The 21,308-nt window shown below is 73.1% G+C and carries 15 protein-coding genes; 8 read left to right on the top strand and 7 right to left on the bottom strand.

Annotated elements, in window-relative coordinates; all coding sequences use genetic code 11:
- Nucleotides 1–40 precede the first annotated feature (40 nt).
- Complete coding sequence (locus ACIPXB_RS18910) at nt 41–883, top strand: serine protease (RefSeq protein WP_401451070.1); 843 nt, start codon at nt 41–43, stop codon at nt 881–883.
- A gap of 107 nt (nt 884–990) precedes the next feature.
- On the opposite strand, the gene ACIPXB_RS18905 is transcribed toward ACIPXB_RS18910, so the two are convergent.
- The gene (locus ACIPXB_RS18905) at nt 991–1,221 is read right to left on the bottom strand and encodes a hypothetical protein (protein ID WP_150206969.1); all 231 of its coding nucleotides are present in this window, start codon (nt 1,219–1,221) and stop codon (nt 991–993) included.
- Between the two features lie 454 nt (nt 1,222–1,675).
- Between ACIPXB_RS18905 and ACIPXB_RS18900 the strand changes: the two genes are divergently transcribed.
- The 3 genes from ACIPXB_RS18900 (at nt 1,676) to ACIPXB_RS18890 (ending at nt 6,107) form a co-directional block, all read left to right on the top strand.
- Nucleotides 1,676–3,796 carry a type IIA DNA topoisomerase subunit B gene (locus ACIPXB_RS18900; RefSeq protein ID WP_401451068.1) on the top strand — a complete coding sequence of 707 codons (2,121 nt, stop codon included), beginning with the start codon at nt 1,676–1,678 and terminating at the stop codon, nt 3,794–3,796.
- A 224-nt stretch (nt 3,797–4,020) separates the two neighbouring features.
- Nucleotides 4,021–4,518 carry a DUF485 domain-containing protein gene (locus ACIPXB_RS18895; RefSeq protein WP_401451066.1) on the top strand — a complete coding sequence of 166 codons (498 nt, stop codon included), beginning with the start codon at nt 4,021–4,023 and terminating at the stop codon, nt 4,516–4,518.
- Nucleotides 4,515–6,107 (top strand): cation acetate symporter, encoded by a 1,593-nt coding sequence (locus ACIPXB_RS18890; RefSeq protein WP_401451064.1) that lies wholly within the window; start codon nt 4,515–4,517, stop codon nt 6,105–6,107. Before ACIPXB_RS18895 ends, ACIPXB_RS18890 begins: the two co-directional genes overlap by 4 nt.
- A gap of 22 nt (nt 6,108–6,129) precedes the next feature.
- Here the strand turns inward: ACIPXB_RS18890 and ACIPXB_RS18885 are convergent, their stop codons facing one another.
- From ACIPXB_RS18885 to ACIPXB_RS18875, 3 genes are all read right to left on the bottom strand, one after another.
- Entirely contained in the window at nt 6,130–6,834 is a 705-nt protein-coding gene (locus ACIPXB_RS18885) for a response regulator (RefSeq protein WP_401451062.1), read from the bottom strand.
- Nucleotides 6,831–8,459 carry an ATP-binding protein gene (locus ACIPXB_RS18880; RefSeq protein WP_401451059.1) on the bottom strand — a complete coding sequence of 543 codons (1,629 nt, stop codon included), beginning with the start codon at nt 8,457–8,459 and terminating at the stop codon, nt 6,831–6,833. The genes ACIPXB_RS18885 and ACIPXB_RS18880 overlap by 4 nt, the downstream gene beginning before the upstream one ends.
- A gap of 131 nt (nt 8,460–8,590) precedes the next feature.
- Nucleotides 8,591–9,904, bottom strand: coding sequence for a citrate synthase (locus ACIPXB_RS18875; protein ID WP_401451056.1), 1,314 nt, complete (start codon nt 9,902–9,904; stop codon nt 8,591–8,593).
- Nucleotides 9,905–9,970: 66 nt separating this feature from the next.
- On the opposite strand from ACIPXB_RS18875, the gene ACIPXB_RS18870 reads away from it, so the two are divergent.
- Both ACIPXB_RS18870 and ACIPXB_RS18865 read left to right on the top strand, forming a co-directional pair.
- A complete protein-coding gene (locus ACIPXB_RS18870; protein ID WP_401451054.1) occupies nt 9,971–11,158 on the top strand; it encodes a citrate synthase in 1,188 nt (395 codons plus the stop codon).
- A gap of 81 nt (nt 11,159–11,239) precedes the next feature.
- Complete coding sequence (locus ACIPXB_RS18865) at nt 11,240–12,394, top strand: CobW family GTP-binding protein (RefSeq protein WP_401451051.1); 1,155 nt, start codon at nt 11,240–11,242, stop codon at nt 12,392–12,394.
- Here ACIPXB_RS18865 and ACIPXB_RS18860 read toward each other — a convergent pair.
- The 3 genes from ACIPXB_RS18860 to ACIPXB_RS18850 form a co-directional block, all read right to left on the bottom strand.
- Entirely contained in the window at nt 12,391–13,491 is a 1,101-nt protein-coding gene (locus ACIPXB_RS18860; protein ID WP_401451049.1) for a serine hydrolase domain-containing protein, read from the bottom strand. The genes ACIPXB_RS18865 and ACIPXB_RS18860 overlap by 4 nt on opposite strands.
- An 81-nt stretch (nt 13,492–13,572) precedes the next feature.
- Nucleotides 13,573–15,633, bottom strand: a complete 2,061-nt coding sequence (locus ACIPXB_RS18855) for a restriction endonuclease (protein WP_401451046.1) — start codon at nt 15,631–15,633, stop codon at nt 13,573–13,575.
- Between the two features lie 113 nt (nt 15,634–15,746).
- Complete coding sequence (locus tag ACIPXB_RS18850) at nt 15,747–18,203, bottom strand: DNA topoisomerase (ATP-hydrolyzing) subunit A (protein ID WP_401451043.1); 2,457 nt, start codon at nt 18,201–18,203, stop codon at nt 15,747–15,749.
- Nucleotides 18,204–18,405: 202 nt separating this feature from the next.
- Here ACIPXB_RS18850 and ACIPXB_RS18845 point away from each other — a divergent pair, with 202 nt between their 5' ends.
- Together ACIPXB_RS18845 and ACIPXB_RS18840 are read left to right on the top strand one after the other, a co-directional pair.
- Nucleotides 18,406–19,755: a M16 family metallopeptidase gene (locus tag ACIPXB_RS18845; RefSeq protein WP_401451040.1), complete on the top strand. Its 1,350-nt coding sequence runs from the start codon at nt 18,406–18,408 to the stop codon at nt 19,753–19,755.
- 20 nt (nt 19,756–19,775) lie between these two features.
- Nucleotides 19,776–21,158, top strand: a complete 1,383-nt coding sequence (locus tag ACIPXB_RS18840; RefSeq protein WP_401451257.1) for a M16 family metallopeptidase — start codon at nt 19,776–19,778, stop codon at nt 21,156–21,158.
- The last annotated feature ends 150 nt before the right edge of the window (nt 21,159–21,308 follow it).

The raw sequence follows: 21,308 nt of genomic DNA, 5'->3' as shown, positions 1-21,308 counted from the left end.
CTCTGGGTGGAGTCATGCACACACAGAGTCAGGAGGCCCTATGCGTCGTCCCTTTTCCCGTGTCCTGGCGGGCGCGCTGACCCTGGTGGCGGGAGCGGCCGTGGCACCTTTGGCCCAGGCGCCACGGGCTGTCGCCGACGGCGTGGTGATCGGCGGCAAACCCGTGAAGGTGGCCGACAGTCCGTGGGTGGTGGCGCTGTCCAGCCGTCACCGGTTCGGGGGTACGCGTGCGGGGCAGTTCTGCGGAGGCGTGATCGTCGCCCCCACGAGGGTGCTGACCGCGGCGCACTGCCTGAGCCGCGCGGTCCTGGGGGGCACGGTCGAGTCCCTGCGGGACTTCCGGGTGATCACCGGACGGACCGAGCTGCAGTCGCCCGAAGGCCGCGAGATCGCCGTCCGGGCGGCCCGGGTGAACCCGGCGTACGACGCCGTCACCAACGCCGGGGACCTGGCCGTACTGGAACTGGCCGAATCCGTCCCGGCGGCCCACGTCCTGCCGCTGGCCGAGGCGGAGCATCCGGCGTACGGGGCCGGTACGGAAGCGACCGTATACGGCTGGGGCGATACGAGTGGCTTCGGTGACTATGCGTACGGGCTCAATGCCGCTCCGGTGACCGTGCTCTCCGACGAGGAGTGCGGGCGGTCGTACCCGGGGGACACCGACGGGCAGTACCGGGCGGACTCGATGGTGTGCGCGGGGGACCCTGAGGGGGGCAGGGACGCCTGTCAGGGCGACAGCGGGGGCCCGCTGGTGGCCGGGGGCCACCTCATCGGGCTCGTGTCCTGGGGACGCGGCTGCGGGCGCGCGGACAGTCCGGGCGTCTACACGCGGATCGCCCCGCTGGCGGACTTCGCGCGTGAGCCGGTCGTACGGCGCGGCTGAGCGCGCGCAAAGGCCGGGAACCGGGAACGAGGACGGGCGGCACCCTGGGTCACAGGGGCCGCCCGTCGACCGGCCTGGCCGGTCCTGGCTCGTCGGGATGCGAGGTGTCAGCGTTCCTCGGTGTCGGCGCTGGCCGGAGCGGTCGTGAGCCGCTCAGTCTCATCCTGTATTTCCGCGGCGATCTTCTTGAGTTCCGGCTCGAACTTACGCCCGTGGTGGGCGCAGAAGAGCAGTTCACCGCCGCTCATCAGGACGACGCGCAGATATGCCTGGGCGCCGCAACGGTCGCATCGGTCAGCGGCCGTCAGCGGGGTCGCGGGGGTCAGAACAGTAGTCACGTCGCCTCTTCTCTAGCTCGACGAGCTGTCGTACCAGGGTCAACATCCAACCAGGCCGAAAACGTTCCCGCTCGCGGCTTTTCCTCGAAACTTCCTTCCGAAGCTGGCCGGCTGCTGCCGGTTGGCGGCGAAGGAGCCGTATTGCGTTGCTTTACGGTTTCGCGTTGTTTGTCGGTGCTGCTCGTTGTCGCATCGGTCATGTCCTCCCCGGCGTGGGTGCCGGTTGTGCATGAGGACGTGCCCGAACCCTAAATGGTTCATGCGCGGAAGGGAACGTGATGTTTGCTTCACCCCTTCGGGCGATCGAACGTGCGTGCGGTTCTGTATTACGCTGAAGAACGCACGAGGGTGGCGTTGCATCGGCTCTACCTGGCCTCGGTACCCTCTGGACGGCAACCGAGCCACCCCTGAGCCCGACCGGGCCAGAAAAGAAATTCAGCGAGGAGCGAACTGCGTGACCGCCGACACGTCCGTGCCTTCCAGCGCGCTGCTGACCGGAGCAGACCGGGACGGCTCCAACTACACCGCGCGGCACCTGCTCGTCCTCGAAGGTCTTGAGGCCGTCCGCAAGCGCCCCGGAATGTACATCGGGTCCACGGACAGCCGTGGCCTCATGCACTGCCTCTGGGAGATCATCGACAACTCCGTCGACGAGGCCCTGGGCGGCTACTGCGACCACATCGAGGTCGTCCTCCACGAGGACGGCTCGGTGGAGGTCAAGGACAACGGCCGGGGCATCCCGGTCGACGTCGAGCCGAAGACCGGCCTGTCCGGCGTCGAGGTCGTCATGACCAAGCTGCACGCCGGCGGCAAGTTCGGCGGCGGCTCGTACGCCGCCTCCGGCGGTCTGCACGGCGTCGGCGCCTCCGTGGTGAACGCGCTGTCCGCCCGGCTGGACGTCGAGGTGGACCGCAACAGCGCCACCCACGCCATCAGCTTCCGCCGCGGCGTCCCCGGCATCTTCACCGAGCAGGGCCCCGACAGCCCCTTCGACCCCGCCAACGGCCTCCACAAGGGCAAGCGGGTCCCCAAGGGCCGCACCGGCACGCGCGTGCGCTACTGGGCCGACCGCCAGATCTTCCTCAAGGACGCCCGGCTCTCCCTGGAGACCCTCTACCAGCGCGCCCGCCAGACCGCCTTCCTGGTGCCCGGCCTGACCATCGTGGTCCGCGACGAGCGCGCCATCGACGGGGCCGGCAAGACCGAGGAGGTCTTCCGCTTCGACGGCGGCATCAGCGAGTTCTGCGAGTACCTCGCCCAGGACAAGGCCGCCTGCGACGTGCTGCGCCTGACCGGCCAGGGCACCTTCAAGGAGACCGTCCCGGTCCTCGACGAGCGCGGGCACATGACCCCCACCGAGGTCACCCGTGAGCTCGGCGTGGACATCGCCCTGCGCTGGGGCACCGGGTACGACACCACGCTGAAGTCCTTCGTGAACATCATCGCCACCCCCAAGGGCGGCACCCACGTGTCCGGATTCGAGCGCTCGGTCACCAAGACCGTGAACGAGGTGCTCCGCTCCGCCAAGCTGCTGCGCGTGGCCGAGGACGACGTCGTCAAGGACGACGCGATGGAGGGCCTGACGGCGGTCGTCACCGTCCGGCTGGCCGAGCCGCAGTTCGAGGGCCAGACCAAGGAGGTGCTCGGCACCTCGGCGGCCAACCGGATCGTGGCCAACGTGGTGGCCAAGGAGCTCAAGGCCTTCCTGACCTCCACCAGGCGCGACGACAAGCAGCAGGCCCGCGCGGTCATGGAGAAGATCGTCGCGGCTGCCCGGACCCGTATCGCGGCCCGCCAGCACAAGGAGGCGCAGCGCCGCAAGACCGCGCTGGAGACCTCCTCGCTGCCCGCCAAGCTGGCCGACTGCCGCAGCGACGACGTGGACCGCAGCGAGCTCTTCATCGTCGAGGGCGACTCCGCGCTCGGCACCGCCAAGCTCGCGCGGAACTCGGAGTTCCAGGCGCTCCTCCCGATCCGCGGCAAGATCCTCAATGTCCAGAAGTCGTCGGTCTCGGACATGCTCAAGAACGCCGAGTGCGGCGCGATCATCCAGGTCATAGGGGCCGGCTCGGGCCGGACCTTCGACATCGACACCGCCCGCTACGGCAAGATCGTGCTGCTCGTCGACGCCGATGTCGACGGCGCGCACATCCGCTGCCTGCTGCTCACCCTGTTCCAGCGCTACATGCGGCCGATGGTCGAGGCCGGCCGGGTCTTCGCCGCCGTGCCGCCGCTGCACCGCATCGAGCTGGTCCAGCCCAAGAAGGGCCAGGACAAGTACGTCTACACGTACTCGGACAGCGAGCTGCGCCAGACGCTGCTGGAGTACCAGCGCAAGGGGATCCGCTACAAGGACTCCATCCAGCGCTACAAGGGTCTGGGCGAGATGGACGCCGACCAGCTGGCGGAGACCACCATGGACCCGCGCCACCGCACCCTGCGCCGGATCAACATCGGCGACCTGGAGTCGGCGGAGCAGGTGTTCGACCTGCTCATGGGCAACGAGGTGGCGCCGCGCAAGGAGTTCATCACGAGCTCGGCCGCGACCCTGGACCGCTCACGCATCGACGCCTGATCCGTACCGCCGCCCGCCGCCGCCGGCTGGCCGCGTACGCAGGTCGACGGCGGAGCGGGCCGTGCGCGCCGGGCACGCGCCGTACGCGTGCCGCGTACGCGCCGGGGTGCTCTTCACGCCATCACCTGATGGGGTGAAGAGCACCCGGACATCAGTCTCGAAACCGTCCCTCCGCACATCCTTGTGCACACGCGGCCACTGCGGCCGCGGACAAGGAGAGTTCGGTGGACAAGCACGATGGTCGTGATGCCGGAACGATCCGGCTGGACGACCCCTGGTACGACGCGCCGGCCGCCGGCTGGGGCGAGGGCGAGGGCGGGGGACCGGCCGCGGCACCCCTTTCCGAGGACGCGCCGCACCGCCCGTCGGCGTCCGACATCTACCTCGAGGTCCAGCGCAGTCCCGCCTTCCAGGAGGTTCGCAGTCGCTACCGCCGTTTCGTCGTCCCGGCGGTCATCGGCTTCTTCCTCTGGTACGTCGCGTACGTCGTCGCCGCCGTCGCCGCGCCCGGTCTGATGGCCCGCCCGGTCGTGGGCGCGGTCAACGTGGCGCTGCTCGCAGGCCTCGGCCAGTTCGCCAGCACGTTCCTGCTGACCTGGGCCTACGCCCGCCACGCCCGGCTGCGCCGGGACCGGGCGGCGCTCGACCTGCGCTGGACCGTCTTCGAGCAGGCCCGGGACCTCGGGCGCCGCGACGAGCACACCCGGGGGGCCGGCCGGTGACCACCGAGCACCAGACCCTCGCGCTGATCCTGTGCAGCGTCTTCATCGCAGTCACGCTGGGCATCACCACCTGGGTGAGCCGCAACCGGCGCGGCTCGCCGGAGGAGTTCTATGCCGGGGGCCGGCTCTTCTCACCCCTGGAGAACGGTTTCGCCATCGCGGGCGACTACATGTCCGCGGCCTCCTTCCTCGGCATCTCCGGCCTGATCGCCCTCTTCGGCTACGACGGCATGCTGTACTCCGTCGGCTTCCTCGTCGCCTGGCTGGTCGTGCTGTTCCTGGTGGCCGAACTGGTCCGCAACTGCGGCCGTTTCACCCTCGCCGACGTGGTCGCGGCCCGGATGAGCGAACGGTCCGTACGGATCGCGGCGGGCACCGCCTCGGTGACCGTCTCGGTGCTCTACCTGGTCGCCCAGATGGTCGGGGCGGGCAGTCTGGTCGGGCTGCTGCTCGGTTCGTCCGGCGCCGCCGCGCGCACCTGGACCGTCGTCGGCGTGGGCGCGCTGATGGTCATCTACGTCTCCTTCGGCGGGATGCGCGCCACCACCTGGATCCAGATCGTGAAGGCCGTCCTGCTCATGGGCGGCGCCATCACGCTCACCGTGCTGGTCCTGCTGCGCTTCCACGGGGACTTCAACCAGCTGCTGACCAGCGCCGCGGATCGGAGCGGGCACGGCAGCCGGTTCCTCAGCCCGGGGCTGCGCTACGGCGGGGACTGGACCGCGCGGCTGGACTTCCTCAGCCTCGGCCTCGCGCTCGTCCTCGGCACGGCCGGGCTGCCCCACATCCTCTCGCGCTTCTACACCGTGCCGACGGCGCGGGCCGCGCGCCGGTCGGTGGTCTGGGCGATCGCGCTGATCGGCGCCTTCTACCTGATGACCATCGTGCTGGGCTTCGGGGCGGCCGCGCTGGTCGGCCCGGACGCGGTCCGCGCCTCCCACGCCTCCGGCAACACGGCCGTACCGCTGCTCGCCGCGCTGCTCGGCGGCGGCGCCGGTTCCACCGGCGGCGCGGTGCTCTTCGCGCTCGTCGCCGCCATCGCGTTCGCAACGATCCTCGCCGTGGTCGCCGGCATCACGCTGGCCTCCTCCGCCTCGGTCGCGCACGATCTGTACGCCTCGCTGAGGCGCCCCCGGGCCAGGCAGCGCAGCGAGGTCACGGTCGCCCGGTCCGCCGCGGTGGGCATCGGGACGGTGGCGATCGGACTCGGGCTGCTCGCCCAGGACCTCAACGTGGCCTTCCTCGTGGGCCTGGCCTTCGCGGTCGCCGCCTCCGCCAACCTGCCGGTGCTGATGTACTCGCTGTTCTGGCGCGGATTCACCACCCGCGGAGCCGTCTGGGCCGTCTACGGTGGCCTGATCCCGTCCGTGCTGCTGGTGCTGCTCTCACCGGTGGTCTCCGGCAGCCCCGAATCCCTGTTCCCGGGCGTGGACTTCCAGCTCTTCCCGCTCCAGAACCCCGGACTGGTCTCGGTCCCGCTCGGTTTCCTGGCCGGCTGGCTCGGCACGGTCGTCTCGGGCGAGGTCCCGGACGAGGCCCGGCACGCCGAGACCGAGGTCCGCTCGCTGACGGGCGCCGGCGCGGTCTGAGCCGGGGGGCGGGGCCCGCGCGTCACACCGCGGTGCCCGGACCGGCCGGGACCCAGGCGTAGCGGTGCTCCGGCCGGCCGGTCTCGCCGTAGCGCAGGGTCAGGCGGACCCGGCCGGTCCGGTCCAGCAGCTTGAGGTAGCGCTGGGCGGTCTGGCGGCTGATGCCGGCGCGGTCGGCGATCTCCTGGGCGGACAGCGGACCAGGGGCGGCCAGGAGCACCTGGCGCACCAGCTCCGCCGTGGTCGGGGAGTGGCCCTTGGGCAGCTCGTTGGGGGTGGCGGCCGAGGCCAGGGCGCCGAAGATCCGGTCCACCTCGGCCTGTTCGGCCTCGCCGCCGCCCGCCAGGGTCCGGCGCAGGGCCGCGTACGCCTCCAGCTTGGAGCGCAGGCCCGCGAAGGTGAACGGCTTGACCAGGTACTGCAGGGCGCCCAGCCGCATGGCGGCCTGCACGGTGGCGAGGTCCCGGGCGGCCGTGACCATGATCACGTCGGTGTGGTGGCCGCTCTCGCGCAGGCGGCGTACCAGGTCCAGGCCGCTGCCGTCGGGGAGGTGCTGGTCCAGGAGGATCAGGTCGACCGGGCGGGAGGCGATCACGTCCAGCGCCCGCGCGGCCGAGTGGGCCTCGGCCGCCACCCGGAAGCCGGGAACCTTCGCCACGTACGCCGCGTTGATCCGGGCGACACGTACGTCGTCGTCCACCACCAGGACGGCGAGCGGCTCGCTCATCGCAGCGCCTCCGGGAGTACGACGGAGAACTCCGCCCCTCCGTCCGCCCCCTCGCCCACCCGGGCGCTGCCGCCCTGGCGTTCGGCGAGCCGGCGCACGAGCGCGAGCCCCAGCCCGCGCTCGCGGTGGGCCGCGGGCTGTTTGGTGGACCAGCCCGCCGTGAAGATCTCCTCACGGCGGGCGGCGGGCACGCCCGGACCGCTGTCGCGCACCCGCAGCTCGACGGTGTGGCCGGTGGCGCGCAGTTCGACCTCCACCAGCGGCGACGGCGAGCCGCAGGAGGCGTCCAGCGCGTTGTCCACGAGGTTGCCGACGATCGTGACCAGCCCGCCGGGATCCACCAGACGGTCGGGCAGGTACGTGGCCCCGGCCAGCCGGAGCGGGACGCCGCGCTCGGCGGCCACCGTGGCCTTGCCCATCAGCAGGGCGGCCAGCAGCGGGTCCTGGACCTTCTCGGTGACCTGCTCGGCGGTGGTCCGGTGCACGCCGACGACCTCGGTCACGAAGTCCACGGCCTCCTGGTGCAGCCCCAGCTCCAGCAGGCCCATCAGGGTGTGCAGCCGGTTGGCGTGCTCGTGGTCCTGGGCGCGCAGGGCGTCGATCAGCCCCTTGGTGGAGTCCAGTTCCCGGCCGAGGTGCTCCAGCTCCGTGCGGTCGCGCAGGGTGGCGACGGCACCGCCGTCCTCGGTCGGCATCCGGTTGGCCACCAGCACCCGGGGCCCGCGCACGGTCAGCAGGTCGCGGCCGGTGACCCGGCCCGCGAGGACGTCGGTGGTGCGGCCGGGGCCGAGTACGTCGTCCAGCGCGCGCCCGGCCGCGTCCGGGCCCAGGCCCAGCAGCCGCGCGGCCTCGTCGTTGACCAGCCGGATGAGGCCGTGCCGGTCGAGGGCGACCACGCCCTCGCGGATGGAGTGCAGCATCGCCTCGCGTTCGGCGAGCAGCCCCGCGATATCGGAGAAGGCCAGGTCGCGGGTCTGCCGCTGGATCCGGCGGGAGATCAGCCAGGCGGCGAGGGCACCGGCGGCCAGCGCGCCGCCGGCGTAGGCGAGCAGGCCGGGGATGGCCCCGAGCAGCCGGTCGCGGACGCTGTCGTACGCGATACCGACCGAGACCGCGCCGATGAGCTCGCCGTCGGCGGCGATCAGCGGCACCTTGCCGCGGGCCGAGCGGCCCAGGGTGCCCTCGTCGATCTCCATCACCTCGCGGCCCGCCAGCACGTCGGCCGGGTCGGTGGAGACGTGCTCGCCGATCCGCTCGGGACTGGGGTGGGAGCGGCGGATGCCCTCCAGGTCGAGGACCACGACGTACTCGGCGCCGGTGGCCCGGCGGACGCGTTCGGCGGCGGCCTGGACCGCGCTGTCCGGCGCGGGGCCGGAGGCCAGCACACCGCCCGCGACCGCGGGGTCGGCGGCGGTGCTCTGCGCGATGGCCAGCGCCCGCCGCATGGCCTGGTCGTCGAGCTGCGCGCTCAGCGGGGCGAGGAAGAGCCCCGTGGCCAGGGCGGTGACCCCGGTGGCGATGGCCAGCTGCGTCAGCAGGATCTGCGAGACGGCCCGGCGGGGCAGCCCGAACCGCCGGGTCCACCCGGGACCCGGCCGTCGTCCCCCGTCCGGTGCGGTGCTCATGACCTGAAACCGTACGGTGGCCCTCCGGCTTTGCGGAACCTCCGCCCGCGCGAAGTCCCCCGGCTACGGCCGACGCGTACGGCTGCGGACGGGGCGGCGGTGGCCCACGGCGCGGCCGCGGCGCCCGTCGCTCACGGCATCGGCTGCGGCGGCCGGGGGCCGGTGTACTGGCCGCTCGGGCGCATGCGCAGCGGGCGCTCGCCGTACTCCTCCAGGGCGTGGGCGATCCAGCCGGCCGTCCGGGACACCGCGAACACGGTCTCGCCGGCCTCGGCGGCCATCCCGCAGGACACCGTCAGCACGGCCAGCGCCAGGTCCACGTTCGCGTGCAGCCTGCCGTCGTGGCGGGCGGTGACCGCGACCACGTCCCGGGCCGCCGCCAGCGCCGCCGCGGCCTGCGGCAGCTGCGCCAGCCGGGCGAACAGGGCCCCGGCACGCGGGTCCTCGCCCTCGTAGAGCCGGTGTCCGAGCCCCGGTACCCGGCGCCCCGCGCGCAGCAGGTCCGCCACCACGGGCGCGGCCCCGCCCCGCTCCAGCACCTCGGCGAGCATCCGGTGGGCCAGCGCCCCGGCCGCGCCGTGCAGCGGCCCCTCCAGCACGCCGAGACCCGCCGAGACGCAGGCGTACGGGTGGGCGTGGGCCGAGGCCGCGACGCGCACCGCCAGGGTGGAGGCGGCCAGGTCGTGGTCGGTCAGCAGGGCCAGCGCGAGATCGAGGATCTCGACCGCGGCGGGTTCGGCGGGCCGTGGGGTCAGCCGCGCCCACAACTGCCGGGCCAGCCGGTCCGGCCCACCGGCCCCGTCCCCCGGCGCTTCCGCCCCGTCTCCCGGCGCTTCCGCCCCGTCTCCCGGCGCTTCCGCCCCGTCTCCCGGCGCTTCCGCCCCGCCTCCCGGTGCTCCCGCCGGCGGCAGGGCTCCGACCAGTGTCGGGATCAGACACCGGGCCGTGCCCAGCACCGCCTCGGGCGCCAGGTCGAACCGGAGCGGGTCGGCCGCGGCCGCCGCCGCCGTGGCCACGCGCAGCCGGTCGATCGGACCGCTGTGCTCCGGCAGCGCGGCCACCGCGCGGCGGGCCGCCGCCAGCAGGTGCGGCGGGGCCGTCAGGCGTGCCCCGTGCGGCAGCCGTCCGGTCCAGAGCCACTCGGCGACCTCCTCGTAGGCGTACCGCTGCGCCAGCGCGACGGCGTCCACGCCCCGGAACCAGTAGCGGTCCGGCTCGATGAGCGTGAGCCCGGTGCGTACGGAGAGCTCCCCGGCGGCCGGGGCCGCCGCCTCCCGGCGGTTGCGCCGGGCCAGCGCCTCGACCTCGGCGACGTCGAAGGTGCTGCCCCGGCCCACCGGGTCGCGGCGGCTGCTGAGCTGGCCGCGGCTGACGTACGCGTAGACCGTCGCGGGCTTGACGCCGAGGAGTTCGGCAGCCTCGCGGGTCGTGAGCCGGTTGTCCATGGCGCCACCCTATACAGGCATCCGGACATGTTGATTCAATCAATATTGACAAGGATCGAGTCAAGCATGGATGGTCGACACATGAACGCAGCCACCGTCACCACCCCCGCCACCCCCGTCGACGTACCGCGCGGCCTCGCGGGTGTCGTGGTCACCGACACCGAGCTCGGTGACGTCCGAGGCCGCGAGGGCTTCTACCACTACCGCCAGTACTCGGCCGTCGAGCTCGCCGGCAGCCGCTCCTTCGAGGACGTCTGGCACCTGATGTTCCGCGGCACGCTGCCCGGCCCCGCCGAGCGCGCCGCCTTCACCGCCGAACTGGCCCCCCTGCGCCGGCTGCCCGCCGAGGTCCGCGACGCGCTTCCCGGGCTCGCGCGGGCCACCGCGCTCTCCGGCCCCCTCGCGGGGCTGCGCACCGGGCTCTCGCTGCTGGGCGCCTGCGCCGGCTTCCGGCCCGTCTACGACCTCGACCCCGAGCGCCGGGCCGCCGACGCGCTGGCCGCCTGTGCCGCCGTACCGACCCTGCTCACCGCGCTGCACCGGCTCGGGCAGGGGCTCGCGCCCGTGGAGCCGCGCGACGACCTCCCGTACGCCGCCAACTACCTGTACATGCTCACCGGCGAGGAGCCCGACCCGGTCCGGGCCCGGGCCGTCGAGCGCTATCTGATCTCGACGATCGACCACGGCTTCAACGCCTCCACCTTCACCGCCCGCGTCATCGCCTCCACCGGCGCCGACGTCGCGGCCTGTCTGACCGGCGCGATCGGTGCGCTCTCCGGGCCGCTGCACGGCGGGGCGCCCAGCCGGGCCCTGGACACCCTCGACGCCATCGGGACGGTCGACCGGATCGACCCGTGGATCCGCGAGCGGGTGCTGGCGGGGGACCGGATCATGGGCTTCGGGCACCCCGTCTACCGCACCGAGGACCCCCGGTCGCGGATGCTGCGGGAGATCGCCCAGCAGTTCGGCGGCCCGCTGGTGGACTTCGCCGTCGAGGTCGAGGCCCGGGTCGAGGCGATCCTCGCCGAGCTCAAGCCGGGTCGCGCGCTGCACACCAACGTCGAGTTCTACGCCGGCGTGGTCATGGAGCTGTGCGGACTGCCGCGCGAGATGTTCACCCCCACCTTCTGCGCGGCGCGCGTGGTCGGCTGGAGCGCGAACATCCTGGAGCAGGCGGCCGACTCGAAGATCATCCGCCCGTCCGCCCGGTACGTCGGTCCCACCGCGCCACAGCCGGTCCCGCCGACGGTATGAGGCAGCCGGTATGAAACAGCCGGCATGAGACCGACGGCATGAGGCCGCCGGCGTGACGCCGCGCTGGTTACGATCGGGCGGGTGAACAGCAGGCAGCCCATCCCCGTCGTCGTCCTCGCCGGATTCCTCGGATCCGGGAAGACCACCCTCCTCAACCACCTGCTCAGGAGCAGCCGGGGCACCCGGATCGGGGTGGTGGTCAACGACTTCGGCTCGATCGAGATCGACGCGATGAAGGTCGCCGGGCAGCTCGGCGACTCGATGGTCTCGCTCGGCGGCGGCTGCCTGTGCTGCGCCGTCGACGGCAGTGAGCTCGACGTCTACCTGGAGAAGCTCTCCCGTCCCGCCCACCGGATCGACGTCATCGTCATCGAGGCGAGCGGACTGGCCGAGCCGCAGGAGCTGGTCCGTATGCTGATGGCCACCGAGAACACCGCCGTCCGTTACGGCGGCATGGTCGAGGTGGTCGACGCCGCCGAGTTCGACGCCACGCGGGAGCGGCACCCCGAGACCGACCGGCACCTCGCCGTCGCCGACCTGGTCGTCCTCAACAAGACCGACCGGGTCGGGGCGGGCGAGGTCGCGCGGATCGAGGGCGTCCTGGCGGGCCTGTGCCCGGGCATTCCGGTGGTCCCGGCCGACCACGGCCGGATCGACCCGGAACTCCTCTTCGACCGCCGGGAGTGGACCGAGACCCGCGGCCAGCTCTCCTTCGAGGACCTGCTCGCGGAGGCGGACGACCACGAGGGCCACAGCGGACACGGGGACCACGAGGGCCACAGCGGACACGGGGACCACGGGTGCCACGCCGGGCACGCGCACACGCTGTACGAGAGCACCGAATTCGTCTCCGACGAGGCCCTCGGCCCGCGCCCCTTCATCGACTTCCTCGACCGCCGGCCGGCCGGCCTCTACCGGATCAAGGGATACGTGTACTTCGGCGTCCCCGGCCACGAGGAGAAGTACGAGGTCCACGCCGTGGGCCGGTTCCTCCGCTTCACCCCCCAGCCCTGGGGCCGCGACGAACCCCGCCGCACCCAGCTCGTCCTCATCGGCGCCGGCACCGACGGCGCCGCGCTCCTCGACGAGCTGGCCGCCTGCCGTGACCCGCGCCCCGAGACCGCCGACCCCGCCACCATGTGGGGCGTCCTGCGGTACGTCGGCCCGCGCGACCAGGACCCGGCCGCGGACCAGGTGGCCGACCCGGAGCCCGACCTGGAGCCCGACCCGGTCTAGCCGATCCCGGCCCGGACCTCGTCGGCCAGCAGCCGCGCCGCCGTGTCCGCCGCGCCGCCGACCAGCCGCGTCCGGGTCAGGGCGAACGCCAGCCCGCGCCCCCGGTCGGCGAACGCGATGCTGCCCCCGCTGCCGTGATGGCCGAACGCGGACCGCTCACCCGCCATGGCCGGCAGCGCGAGGAAGTAGCCGAGCCCCTTGGCGTGCCGGGCCAGCAGCATCCGGTCCTTGCCCTCGACGGCCACCCCGGCCGCCAGCGCCACCCGCTCCGGGGAGAGCAGCCGCACCCCGTCGACCTCGCCGAGCAGCGCGGCGTACATGCGCGCGGCGGCCCGCGCCGTCGTGGTGCCGCAGGCCGGCAGGTCGGCCAGCAGATAGGCCCGTTGGTTGGCGAGCTCGGCGGTGGTCCACACGTCCGGGTTGGGCACGACCAGCCGGCGGAAGGGCACCGAGGGCGGCAGGGCCGCCAGGTACGCCGCCCAGTTGCCCTCCACCAGCGCCGCGCCGCGGGCCAGCGCCTCCTCGGGCAGGCCGAAGAACATCTCGTCGGCCACCCCGAGCGGTTCGGCCACGTACCGGCGCAGGGCCTGGCCCGGTGTCAGGCCGGTGACCCGGCGCACGGTCTCGCCCAGGATCCAGCCGAAGGTCCAGCCGTGGTAGCCGCTGGCCGTGCCCGGCTCCCACAGCGGTTCCTGGCCGGCGACGACCGCGCACATGGTGTCCCAGTCGCACAGCTCGGCGCGGGTCAGGCCGGCCGGCACCTGCGGTACGCCGACCGTGTGCGTCAGGGCGTGGCGTACGGTGGCCCGCTCCTTGCCGCGGGCGCCGAACTCGGGCCAGTAGTGCGCGATCGGGACGTCGTAGTCGATCAGGCCGCGCTCGGCGAGCACATGGACCAGGGTCGCCGTGAACCCCTTGCCGGTGGAGAAGCTGTGCACCAGGGTGTCCGGACCCGGCAGCCCCGCGTGGGCGTCGACGACCCGTTCGCCGTCCACGTACGCCGCCACCTGGAAGCCGTCCTGCCCGCCCGGGGCCGCGAGCCGGCCGAGGACGGCGGCGACCCGCTCCGGCAACCGCGCACTCACCTGGCGACCCATCCGTGCATCATGGCACCGCCGCCGGCGTCCACCGGGCAGGACGGCTCCGCGACACCGGCGGCGGAGGACCCCCGACAGGGCCTACGCCACGTCGACGCCGAAGTCGCCCAGCAGGTCCGCCAGCCCGCCCCGGTAGCCCTTGCCGCCGATCACGAAGTCCCAGTCGCCGTTGGCCCGGCGCCGGAACGAGCCGAGCACCAGCGCCGTCTCACCGGCCCGGCCGTCGGAGACCTCCAGCTCGCCCGCCTCCGCCCCGGCCGCGTCCAGGAGCCGGATCCGGGCGTCGGTGAACCCGGCCAGATCGGCGTGCGGATCGGCCTCCGGGTCGACGGCGGCCACCAGGACGAGGCGGTCCGACTCCGGCGGCAGCGCCTCGAACGCGACCTCCAGCGCGGCCCGGTCGGGCGCCGTGTGCGCCCGGGCACGCACCGAACCGTCCGGGGTGCGGGGGTTGTTGTAGAAGACGAAGTGGTCCTCGCTCAGCACCCGGTTGCCCGTGCAGACCAGCGCGCACACGTCCAGCGCGACCCGGCCCGACCAGGACATGCCGAGCACGTTGTGGTCCGCGGGCGGGGCGGCGCCGCCGGACGTCCGAGGCGCCGCAGCGCCGCCTCCCAGGCGGCCGCGCAGCCCGTACTGGTGCAGCAGTTCCACGAGCTGGACGCCGGAGACCAGCTCCAGCGGCTTGCCCTCGGCGAAGTCGTAGGACCCCTGGCCGAAGGAGGCGGTGGTGACCAGCACGCCCTTGTTCGCCCCCGTGGCCTGGACCGTGCCGTACAGCTCGCGGACCACGTCGGGGTTGAGCCGGCTGCGGTAGCGCTTGACCTGCACCACGATCCGCCCGCCCCGCAGCGGGGCCGGGTCACGGGCCTCGATGTCCACGCCGCCGTCGCCCGACCGCTGCGTGGTCACCGCCTCCATGCCCATCGCCCGGAAGAGGTCCGCGACCAGGTGCTCGAAATCGATCGGGTCCATGGCGAACAGGTCCGGCTCGTCCTCCGCGCCGTCCGCGTGCCCGCCGTGGCGGACGACCCCGCCGCCGACCTCGTCGGGCCGCCGCCCGGGACGTACCGGCGTCAGCTGGTCGGGCCGCGCGGACAGCTGCCCGCGCAGCCCCTCGACCAGGCAGTCCACCGCGCTGACCTGCTCCAGCCGCATCCCCGCGAAGGCGCCGCGCGCCGCCGGCACCGTGGCCAGCACGAACCGCGCCTCCTGCCCGGTCACCGGATCGTGGCAGTCCACGAAACCGTTGACCACGACCGAGTCCAGGACACCGAACTCGTCCGCCGCGAACAGCTCGCGCACCACCAGCAGCATCACCTGCGCCAGCAGGTCCCGGTACAGCGAGCGGCGCTCCGTCACCGGGCGCGGCTTCACCTTGTCCTGGTCCGTGCTCGGCAGGTACTGCACCGCCTTGGCCTCCGGGACCACCGCGTACCCGGGGAGCTCCCAGTCCAGCACCAGCTGGCGCGCGGCCGGGTCGTACGCCGCGCCCACCTGGCGCGGCAGCGTCTCGGGCCAGGCCGTGGAGGCGTACAGGGCGGCCGAGAAGTACTCCACCGCCGCCTCCGCGTCCCCGGCGCGCAGTGCCGTCGCCAGCTCGGCGAGTCCGCTGTTGTGCGCCCGCACCCCGGAGAGCTGCTCCGCCGCCCACCGGTCGTACTGCTGCCGGTAGTCGGCCAGGTGCCGCTGGCGCTGTGCCTCGGCCGCGCTCGCGGCCTGCCACGCCTGCGTGTAGCGGGCGTGCGCCTCGCGCTCCGCCTGCGCCCGGTGCTGCGAGCCGAGGGTCCAGCCGCTGCTCTGCTGGAACTCCTCGATGCGGGGCATGGGTACGGGGTGGGCCAGCGCGCCGGGGCTGAAGGGTTCCAGCTGCTCGGGCCGGGCCAGGGCGGATATCCGGAACGCCGGGGTGCGGCAGCCGGCGACCAGCAGGCCCTTGAGGGCGGCGACCTCGGCGTCGAGCTGCGCGGTGCGGCGCTGGGCCTCGGCCTCGCGGTACTGCCGGTGGCTGCGGTTCGCCTCCCGTTCGTAGGCCCGCTGCCGGCGGTCCGCCTCCCGCTGCTGGATCACCTGCGTCTGCTGCTGGCGGCGCTGCGCCTCCGCCCAGTTCCCGATCAGTCCGCTGCCCGCTCGACGACTCATCAGCTGCGTTCTCCCCCCACCGCGTCCACGGGGAAAACACTAGTGGGCATTCAGGTGGTACGTCCCCCAATGGGCGTACCACCCGAACGCCTTTCTCCGCGTCGTGCGACCGCCTACAGCGGGGCGCCCGCGATCACCGCGACCGCCACCGGCAGGGCCGTGCCCGAGCCGTCGCGGCGCGGGTCCGGCTCCGGCAGCTCCACCGGGGTGCCGTTCGCCGTGGCCGCGCGGACGGGCGCGGCGCCGGCCCACGCGAAGGTGAGCAGGTCCTCGCCCTTGAGGAAGCGCTGGCAGCGCACGCCACCGGTGGCGCGGCCCTTGCGCGGGTACTGGTCGAACGGGGTGAGCTTGGCGGTGGCCACCGAGTCGTCCAGGGTGCCGTGCGAACCGGCGACGCTGAAGACGTACGCCTCCGCGGCCGGGTCGACGGCCGAGAAGTGGATCACCTTGGCGCCCTCGGAGAGCTTGATGCCCGCCATACCGCCCGCCGGGCGGCCCTGCGGACGGACCTGGCCCGCCGGGTAGCGCAGCAGCTGGGCGTCGTCCGTGAGGAAGACCAGGTCCTCCTCGCCCGTGCGCAGCTCGACCGCGCCGACGATCCGGTCGCCCTCCTTGAGGGTGATGACCTCCAGCTCCTCCTTGTTGGCCGGGTAGTCCGGCACGACCCGCTTGACCACGCCCTGCTCGGTGCCCAGCGCCAGGCCCTGCGAGGTCGTCTCGTCCAGCGAGGTCAGGCAGATCACCTTCTCGTCCGGCTCCAGGGCGGAGAGGAACTCGGTGATCTGGGCGCCGCCCGCCAGGTTCGGCGCGGCGTGCGTGTCCGGCAGCTGCGGCAGGTCGATCACCGACAGGCGCAGCAGCCGGCCGGCCGAGGTGACCACACCGACGTCCGCCCGCGCGGTCGCGGCGACCTGCGAGACGATCACGTCGTGCTTGGCGCGCCGCCCGTCGCCCGCGGGCAGCGGCTCGGCCGTCACCGTACGCGCCAGCAGGCCGGTCGAGGACAGCAGCACCCGGCACGGGTCGTCGGCGACCTCCAGCGGGACGGCGGCCAGGCTCGCGCCCGCCGACTCCAGCAGCACCGTACGCCGCTCCGTGCCGAACTTCTTCGCCACCGCCGCCAGTTCGGAGCTGACCAGCTTGCGCAGCTCGTTGTCCGACTCCAGGATGCCCGTCAGCTCGTCGATCTCGCCGGTCAGGCGGTCGCGCTCGGACTCCAGCTCGATCCGGTCGAACTTCGTGAGCCGGCGCAGCGGGGTGTCCAGGATGTACTGGGTCTGGACCTCGCTCAGCGAGAAGTGCTCGATCAGGCGCTCCTTGGCCTGCGCCGAGTTGTCGCTGGAGCGGATCAGACGGATGACCTCGTCGATGTCGACGAGCGCCACCAGCAGGCCCTCGACCAGGTGCAGCCGGTCCCGGCGCTTGCCGCGGCGGAACTCGCTGCGCCGCCGGACGACCTCGAAGCGGTGGTCGAGGTAGACCTCCAGCAGCTCCTTCAGGCCCAGCGTGAGCGGCTGGCCGTCGACCAGCGCCACGTTGTTGATGCCGAAGGACTCCTCCATCGGCGTCAGCTTGTACAGCTGCTCCAGCACGGCCTCCGGGTGGAAGCCGTTCTTGATCTCGATGACCAGGCGCAGGCCGTGCGAGCGGTCGGTGAGGTCCTTGACGTCCGCGATGCCCTGGAGCTTCTTCGAGCCGACCAGGTCCTTGATCTTCGCGATGACCTTCTCGGGGCCCACCGTGAAGGGCAGCTCGGTGACGACCAGGCCCTTGCGGCGCGCGGTGACGTCCTCCACCGTCGCCGTCGCGCGGATCTTGAAGGTGCCGCGGCCGGACTCGTACGCGTCCTTGATCCCCGACAGGCCCACGATGCGGCCGCCGGTCGGCAGGTCCGGACCCGGGACGAAGCGCATCAGCGCCTCCAGGTCCGCGTTCGGGTGCCGGATCAGGTGCCGGGCGGCCGCGATGACCTCGCCCAGGTTGTGCGGGGGCATGTTGGTGGCCATGCCGACCGCGATCCCGGACGCGCCGTTGACCAGCAGGTTCGGATACGCCGCCGGCAGCGCGACCGGCTCGCGCTCCTGGCCGTCGTAGTTCGGGGTGAAGTCGACGGTGTCCTCGTCGATCGACTCCGTCATCAGCGAGGTGGCGTCCGCCATCCGGCACTCGGTGTAGCGCATGGCGGCCGGCGGGTCGTCGTTGCCGAGCGAGCCGAAGTTGCCGTGGCCGTCGACCAGCGGCAGGCGCATCGAGAAGGGCTGGGCCATGCGCACGAGCGCGTCGTAGATCGACGCGTCACCGTGCGGGTGCAGCTTGCCCATGACCTCGCCGACGACGCGCGCGCACTTCACGTACCCGCGGTCGGGGCGCAGCCCCATCTCGTTCATCTGGTACACGATCCGGCGGTGCACCGGCTTCATGCCGTCCCGGGCGTCCGGCAGGGCACGGGAGTAGATCACCGAGTACGCGTACTCGAGGAAGGAGCCCTGCATTTCGTCGACGACGTCGATGTCGAGGATCTTCTCCTCGAAATCCTCCGGCGGCGGGGTCTTCGTGCTGCGGCGGGCCATCGCTGCGCGGCTCCTTAAACCAAGATGGGGGTCTGACGCGGACCATTGTGGCCCGAGGCACTGACAGCGCCGACCCCGACCCGGGACAGCCCCCCGGGGGGGGAGTGACCCGGGAACTTCTCCGGCGGCCGACGCGCTTGCATACAGTGACAGGTCTGACAGAAATCTCTGCATCGCGATCGATCGAAGGGACCACATGCCCATGGGTCACACGGCCACAGCTCAGGCCGGCTCCGGCGGCCTGACAGCGACCGAGCACCGGCTGGCCAACGGCCTGCGCGTGGTGCTCTCCGAGGACCACCTGACCCCGGTCGCGGCGGTCTGCCTCTGGTACGACGTCGGCTCGCGCCACGAAGTCAAGGGACGCACGGGTCTGGCTCACCTCTTCGAGCACCTGATGTTCCAGGGCTCGGCGAGCGTACCGGGCAACGGTCACTTCGAGCTGGTCCAGGGCGCCGGCGGCTCCCTCAACGGCACCACCAGCTTCGAGCGCACCAACTACTTCGAGACCATGCCCGCCCACCAGCTGGAGCTCGCGCTGTGGCTGGAGGCGGACCGGATGGGCTCGCTGCTGGCCGCCCTGGACGACGAGTCCATGGAGAACCAGCGCGACGTCGTCAAGAACGAGCGCCGCCAGCGCTACGACAACGTGCCCTACGGCACGGCCTTCGAGCGCCTGACGGCCCTGGCCTACCCCGAGGGCCACCCGTACCACCACACGCCGATCGGCTCGATGGCCGACCTGGACGCCGCCTCCCTGGAGGACGCGCGCGCCTTCTTCCGTACGTACTACGCGCCGAACAACGCGGTGCTGTCGGTCGTCGGCGACATCGATCCCGAGCAGACGCTGGCCTGGATCGAGAAGTACTTCGGCACGATCCCCTCCCACGACGGCAAGCAGCCGCCGCGCGACGGGACGCTTCCCGACATCATCGGCGAGCAGCTGCGCCACGAGATCGTCGAAGAGGTCCCGGCCCGCGCGCTGATGGCCGCCTACCGGCTGCCGCACGACGGCACCCGCGAGTGCGACGCGGCGGACGTGGCGCTGACCATCCTGGGCGGCGGCGAGTCCTCCCGCCTGCACAACCGGCTGGTCCGGCGCGACCAGAGCGCCGTCGCGGCGGGCTTCGGCATGCTGCGGCTGGCCGGCGCGCCCTCCCTGGGCTGGCTGGACGTGAAGACCTCCGGCGGCGTCGAGGTGCCCGCCATCGAGGCGGCCGTGGACGAGGAGCTCGCGCGGTTCGCCGCCGAGGGCCCGACGGCCGAGGAGATGGAGCGCGCCCAGGCGCAGCTGGAGCGCGAGTGGCTGGACCGGCTGAGCACGGTGGCCGGCCGCGCCGACGAACTGTGCCGGTTCGCGGTGCTGTTCGGCGACCCGCAGCTGGCGCTGACCGCCGTCCAGCGGGTCCTGGACATCACCGCCGAGGAGGTGCAGGCCGTGGCCGCCGCCCGGCTGCGCCCCGACAACCGCGCGGTGCTGGTGTACGAGCCGCTGGCGGCCGAGGACGCCGCGGCCGACGAGAACGACGAGAACGAGGGGGCGCAGCAGTGACCGCCGAGCCCGCAGTGACGATGACCTTCCACCCGCAGCCCGCCGCCGGCGAGGCCAGGCCGTGGGCCTTCCCCGCGCCCGAGCGCGGCGCGCTGGACAACGGCCTGACCGTGCTGCGCTGCCACCGGCCCGGCCAGCAGGTGGTGGCCGTCGAGATCATCCTCGACGCCCCGCTGGACGCCGAGCCCGAGGGCCTGGACGGCGTGGCCACGATCATGGCCCGCGCGCTGTCCGAGGGCACCGACAAGCACTCCGCCGAGGAGTTCGCCGCCGAGCTGGAGCGCTGCGGCGCCACCCTCGACGCGCACGCCGACCACCCGGGCGTCCGGGTCTCCCTGGAGGTCCCGGCCTCCCGGCTGCCCAAGGCGCTCGGCCTGCTCGCCGAGGCGCTGCGCGCGCCCGCCTTCGCCGACAGCGAGGTGGACCGCCTGGTGCGCAACCGCCTCGACGAGATCCCGCACGAGCTGGCCAACCCGCAGCGCCGCGCCGCCAAGCAGCTCTCCAAGGAGCTCTTCCCGGCCGCCCTGCGGATGTCCCGCCCGCGCCAGGGCACCGAGGAGACCGTCGCCCGGATCGACGCCGCGGCCGTCCGCGCCTTCTACGAGGCCCACGTCCGCCCCGCCACGACCACCGCCGTCATCGTGGGCGACTACGCCGGCACCGACCTGGACGCCGTCCTCGCCGACACCCTGGGCGGCTGGACCGGCGGCACCGCCGCCGCCCGCCCGGTCCCGCAGATCTCCGCCGACGACACCGGCCGCGTGGTCATCGTGGACCGCCCCGGCGCGGTCCAGACGCAGCTGCTGATCGGCCGGATCGGGCCGGACCGGCACGACCGCGTCTGGGCGGCCCAGCTGCTCGGCACGTACTGCCTGGGCGGCACGCTCACCTCGCGCCTGGACAAGGTGCTGCGCGAGGAGAAGGGCTACACCTACGGCGTGCGCTCCTTCGGCCAGGTGCTGCGCTCCACCGCGCCGTCCTCGCCCGGCGGCGCCACGGGCGCGTCCATGCTGGCCATCAGCGGCTCCGTGGACACCCCCAACACCGGCCCGGCGCTGGACGACCTGTGGAAGGTGCTGCGCACCCTCGCGGAGGGCGGCCTGACCGACGCCGAGCGGGACGTGGCGGTGCAGAACCTGGTGGGCGTGGCCCCGCTGAAGTTCGAGACGGCCGCCTCGGTCGCCGCCACCCTCGCCGACCAGGTCGAGCAGCAGCTCCCCGACGACTACCAGGCGCAGTTGTACGCCCGGCTGGCCGAGACCGGCACCGTGGAGGCGACCTCCGCGGTGGTCAGCGCCTTCCCGGCGGACCGGCTGGTGACGGTCCTGGTGGGGGACGCCTCGCAGATCGAGGAGCCGGTGCGCGCGCTCGGCATCGGTGAGGTCACCGTCGTCACCAACTGACGCGGCATCCGACGCGGCGGCTGACGCCGTATCACCAAGGGGCCCCGGCGGGTTGTCCGCCGGGGCCCCTTGTGTGCTCAATGTCCGGTTGGTGGCGAGGTTGCTCGTATGCGGTGTGGCGTACGCAACAAAAGCGCTCGTCTGTTTGGC

This window comes from Streptomyces sp. NPDC090022 (assembly GCF_044748145.1).
Taxonomy (GTDB): domain Bacteria; phylum Actinomycetota; class Actinomycetes; order Streptomycetales; family Streptomycetaceae; genus Streptomyces.
The sequence above is the reverse complement of the archived record's forward strand: the minus strand, read 5'-3'. Positions and strand labels throughout refer to the sequence as shown.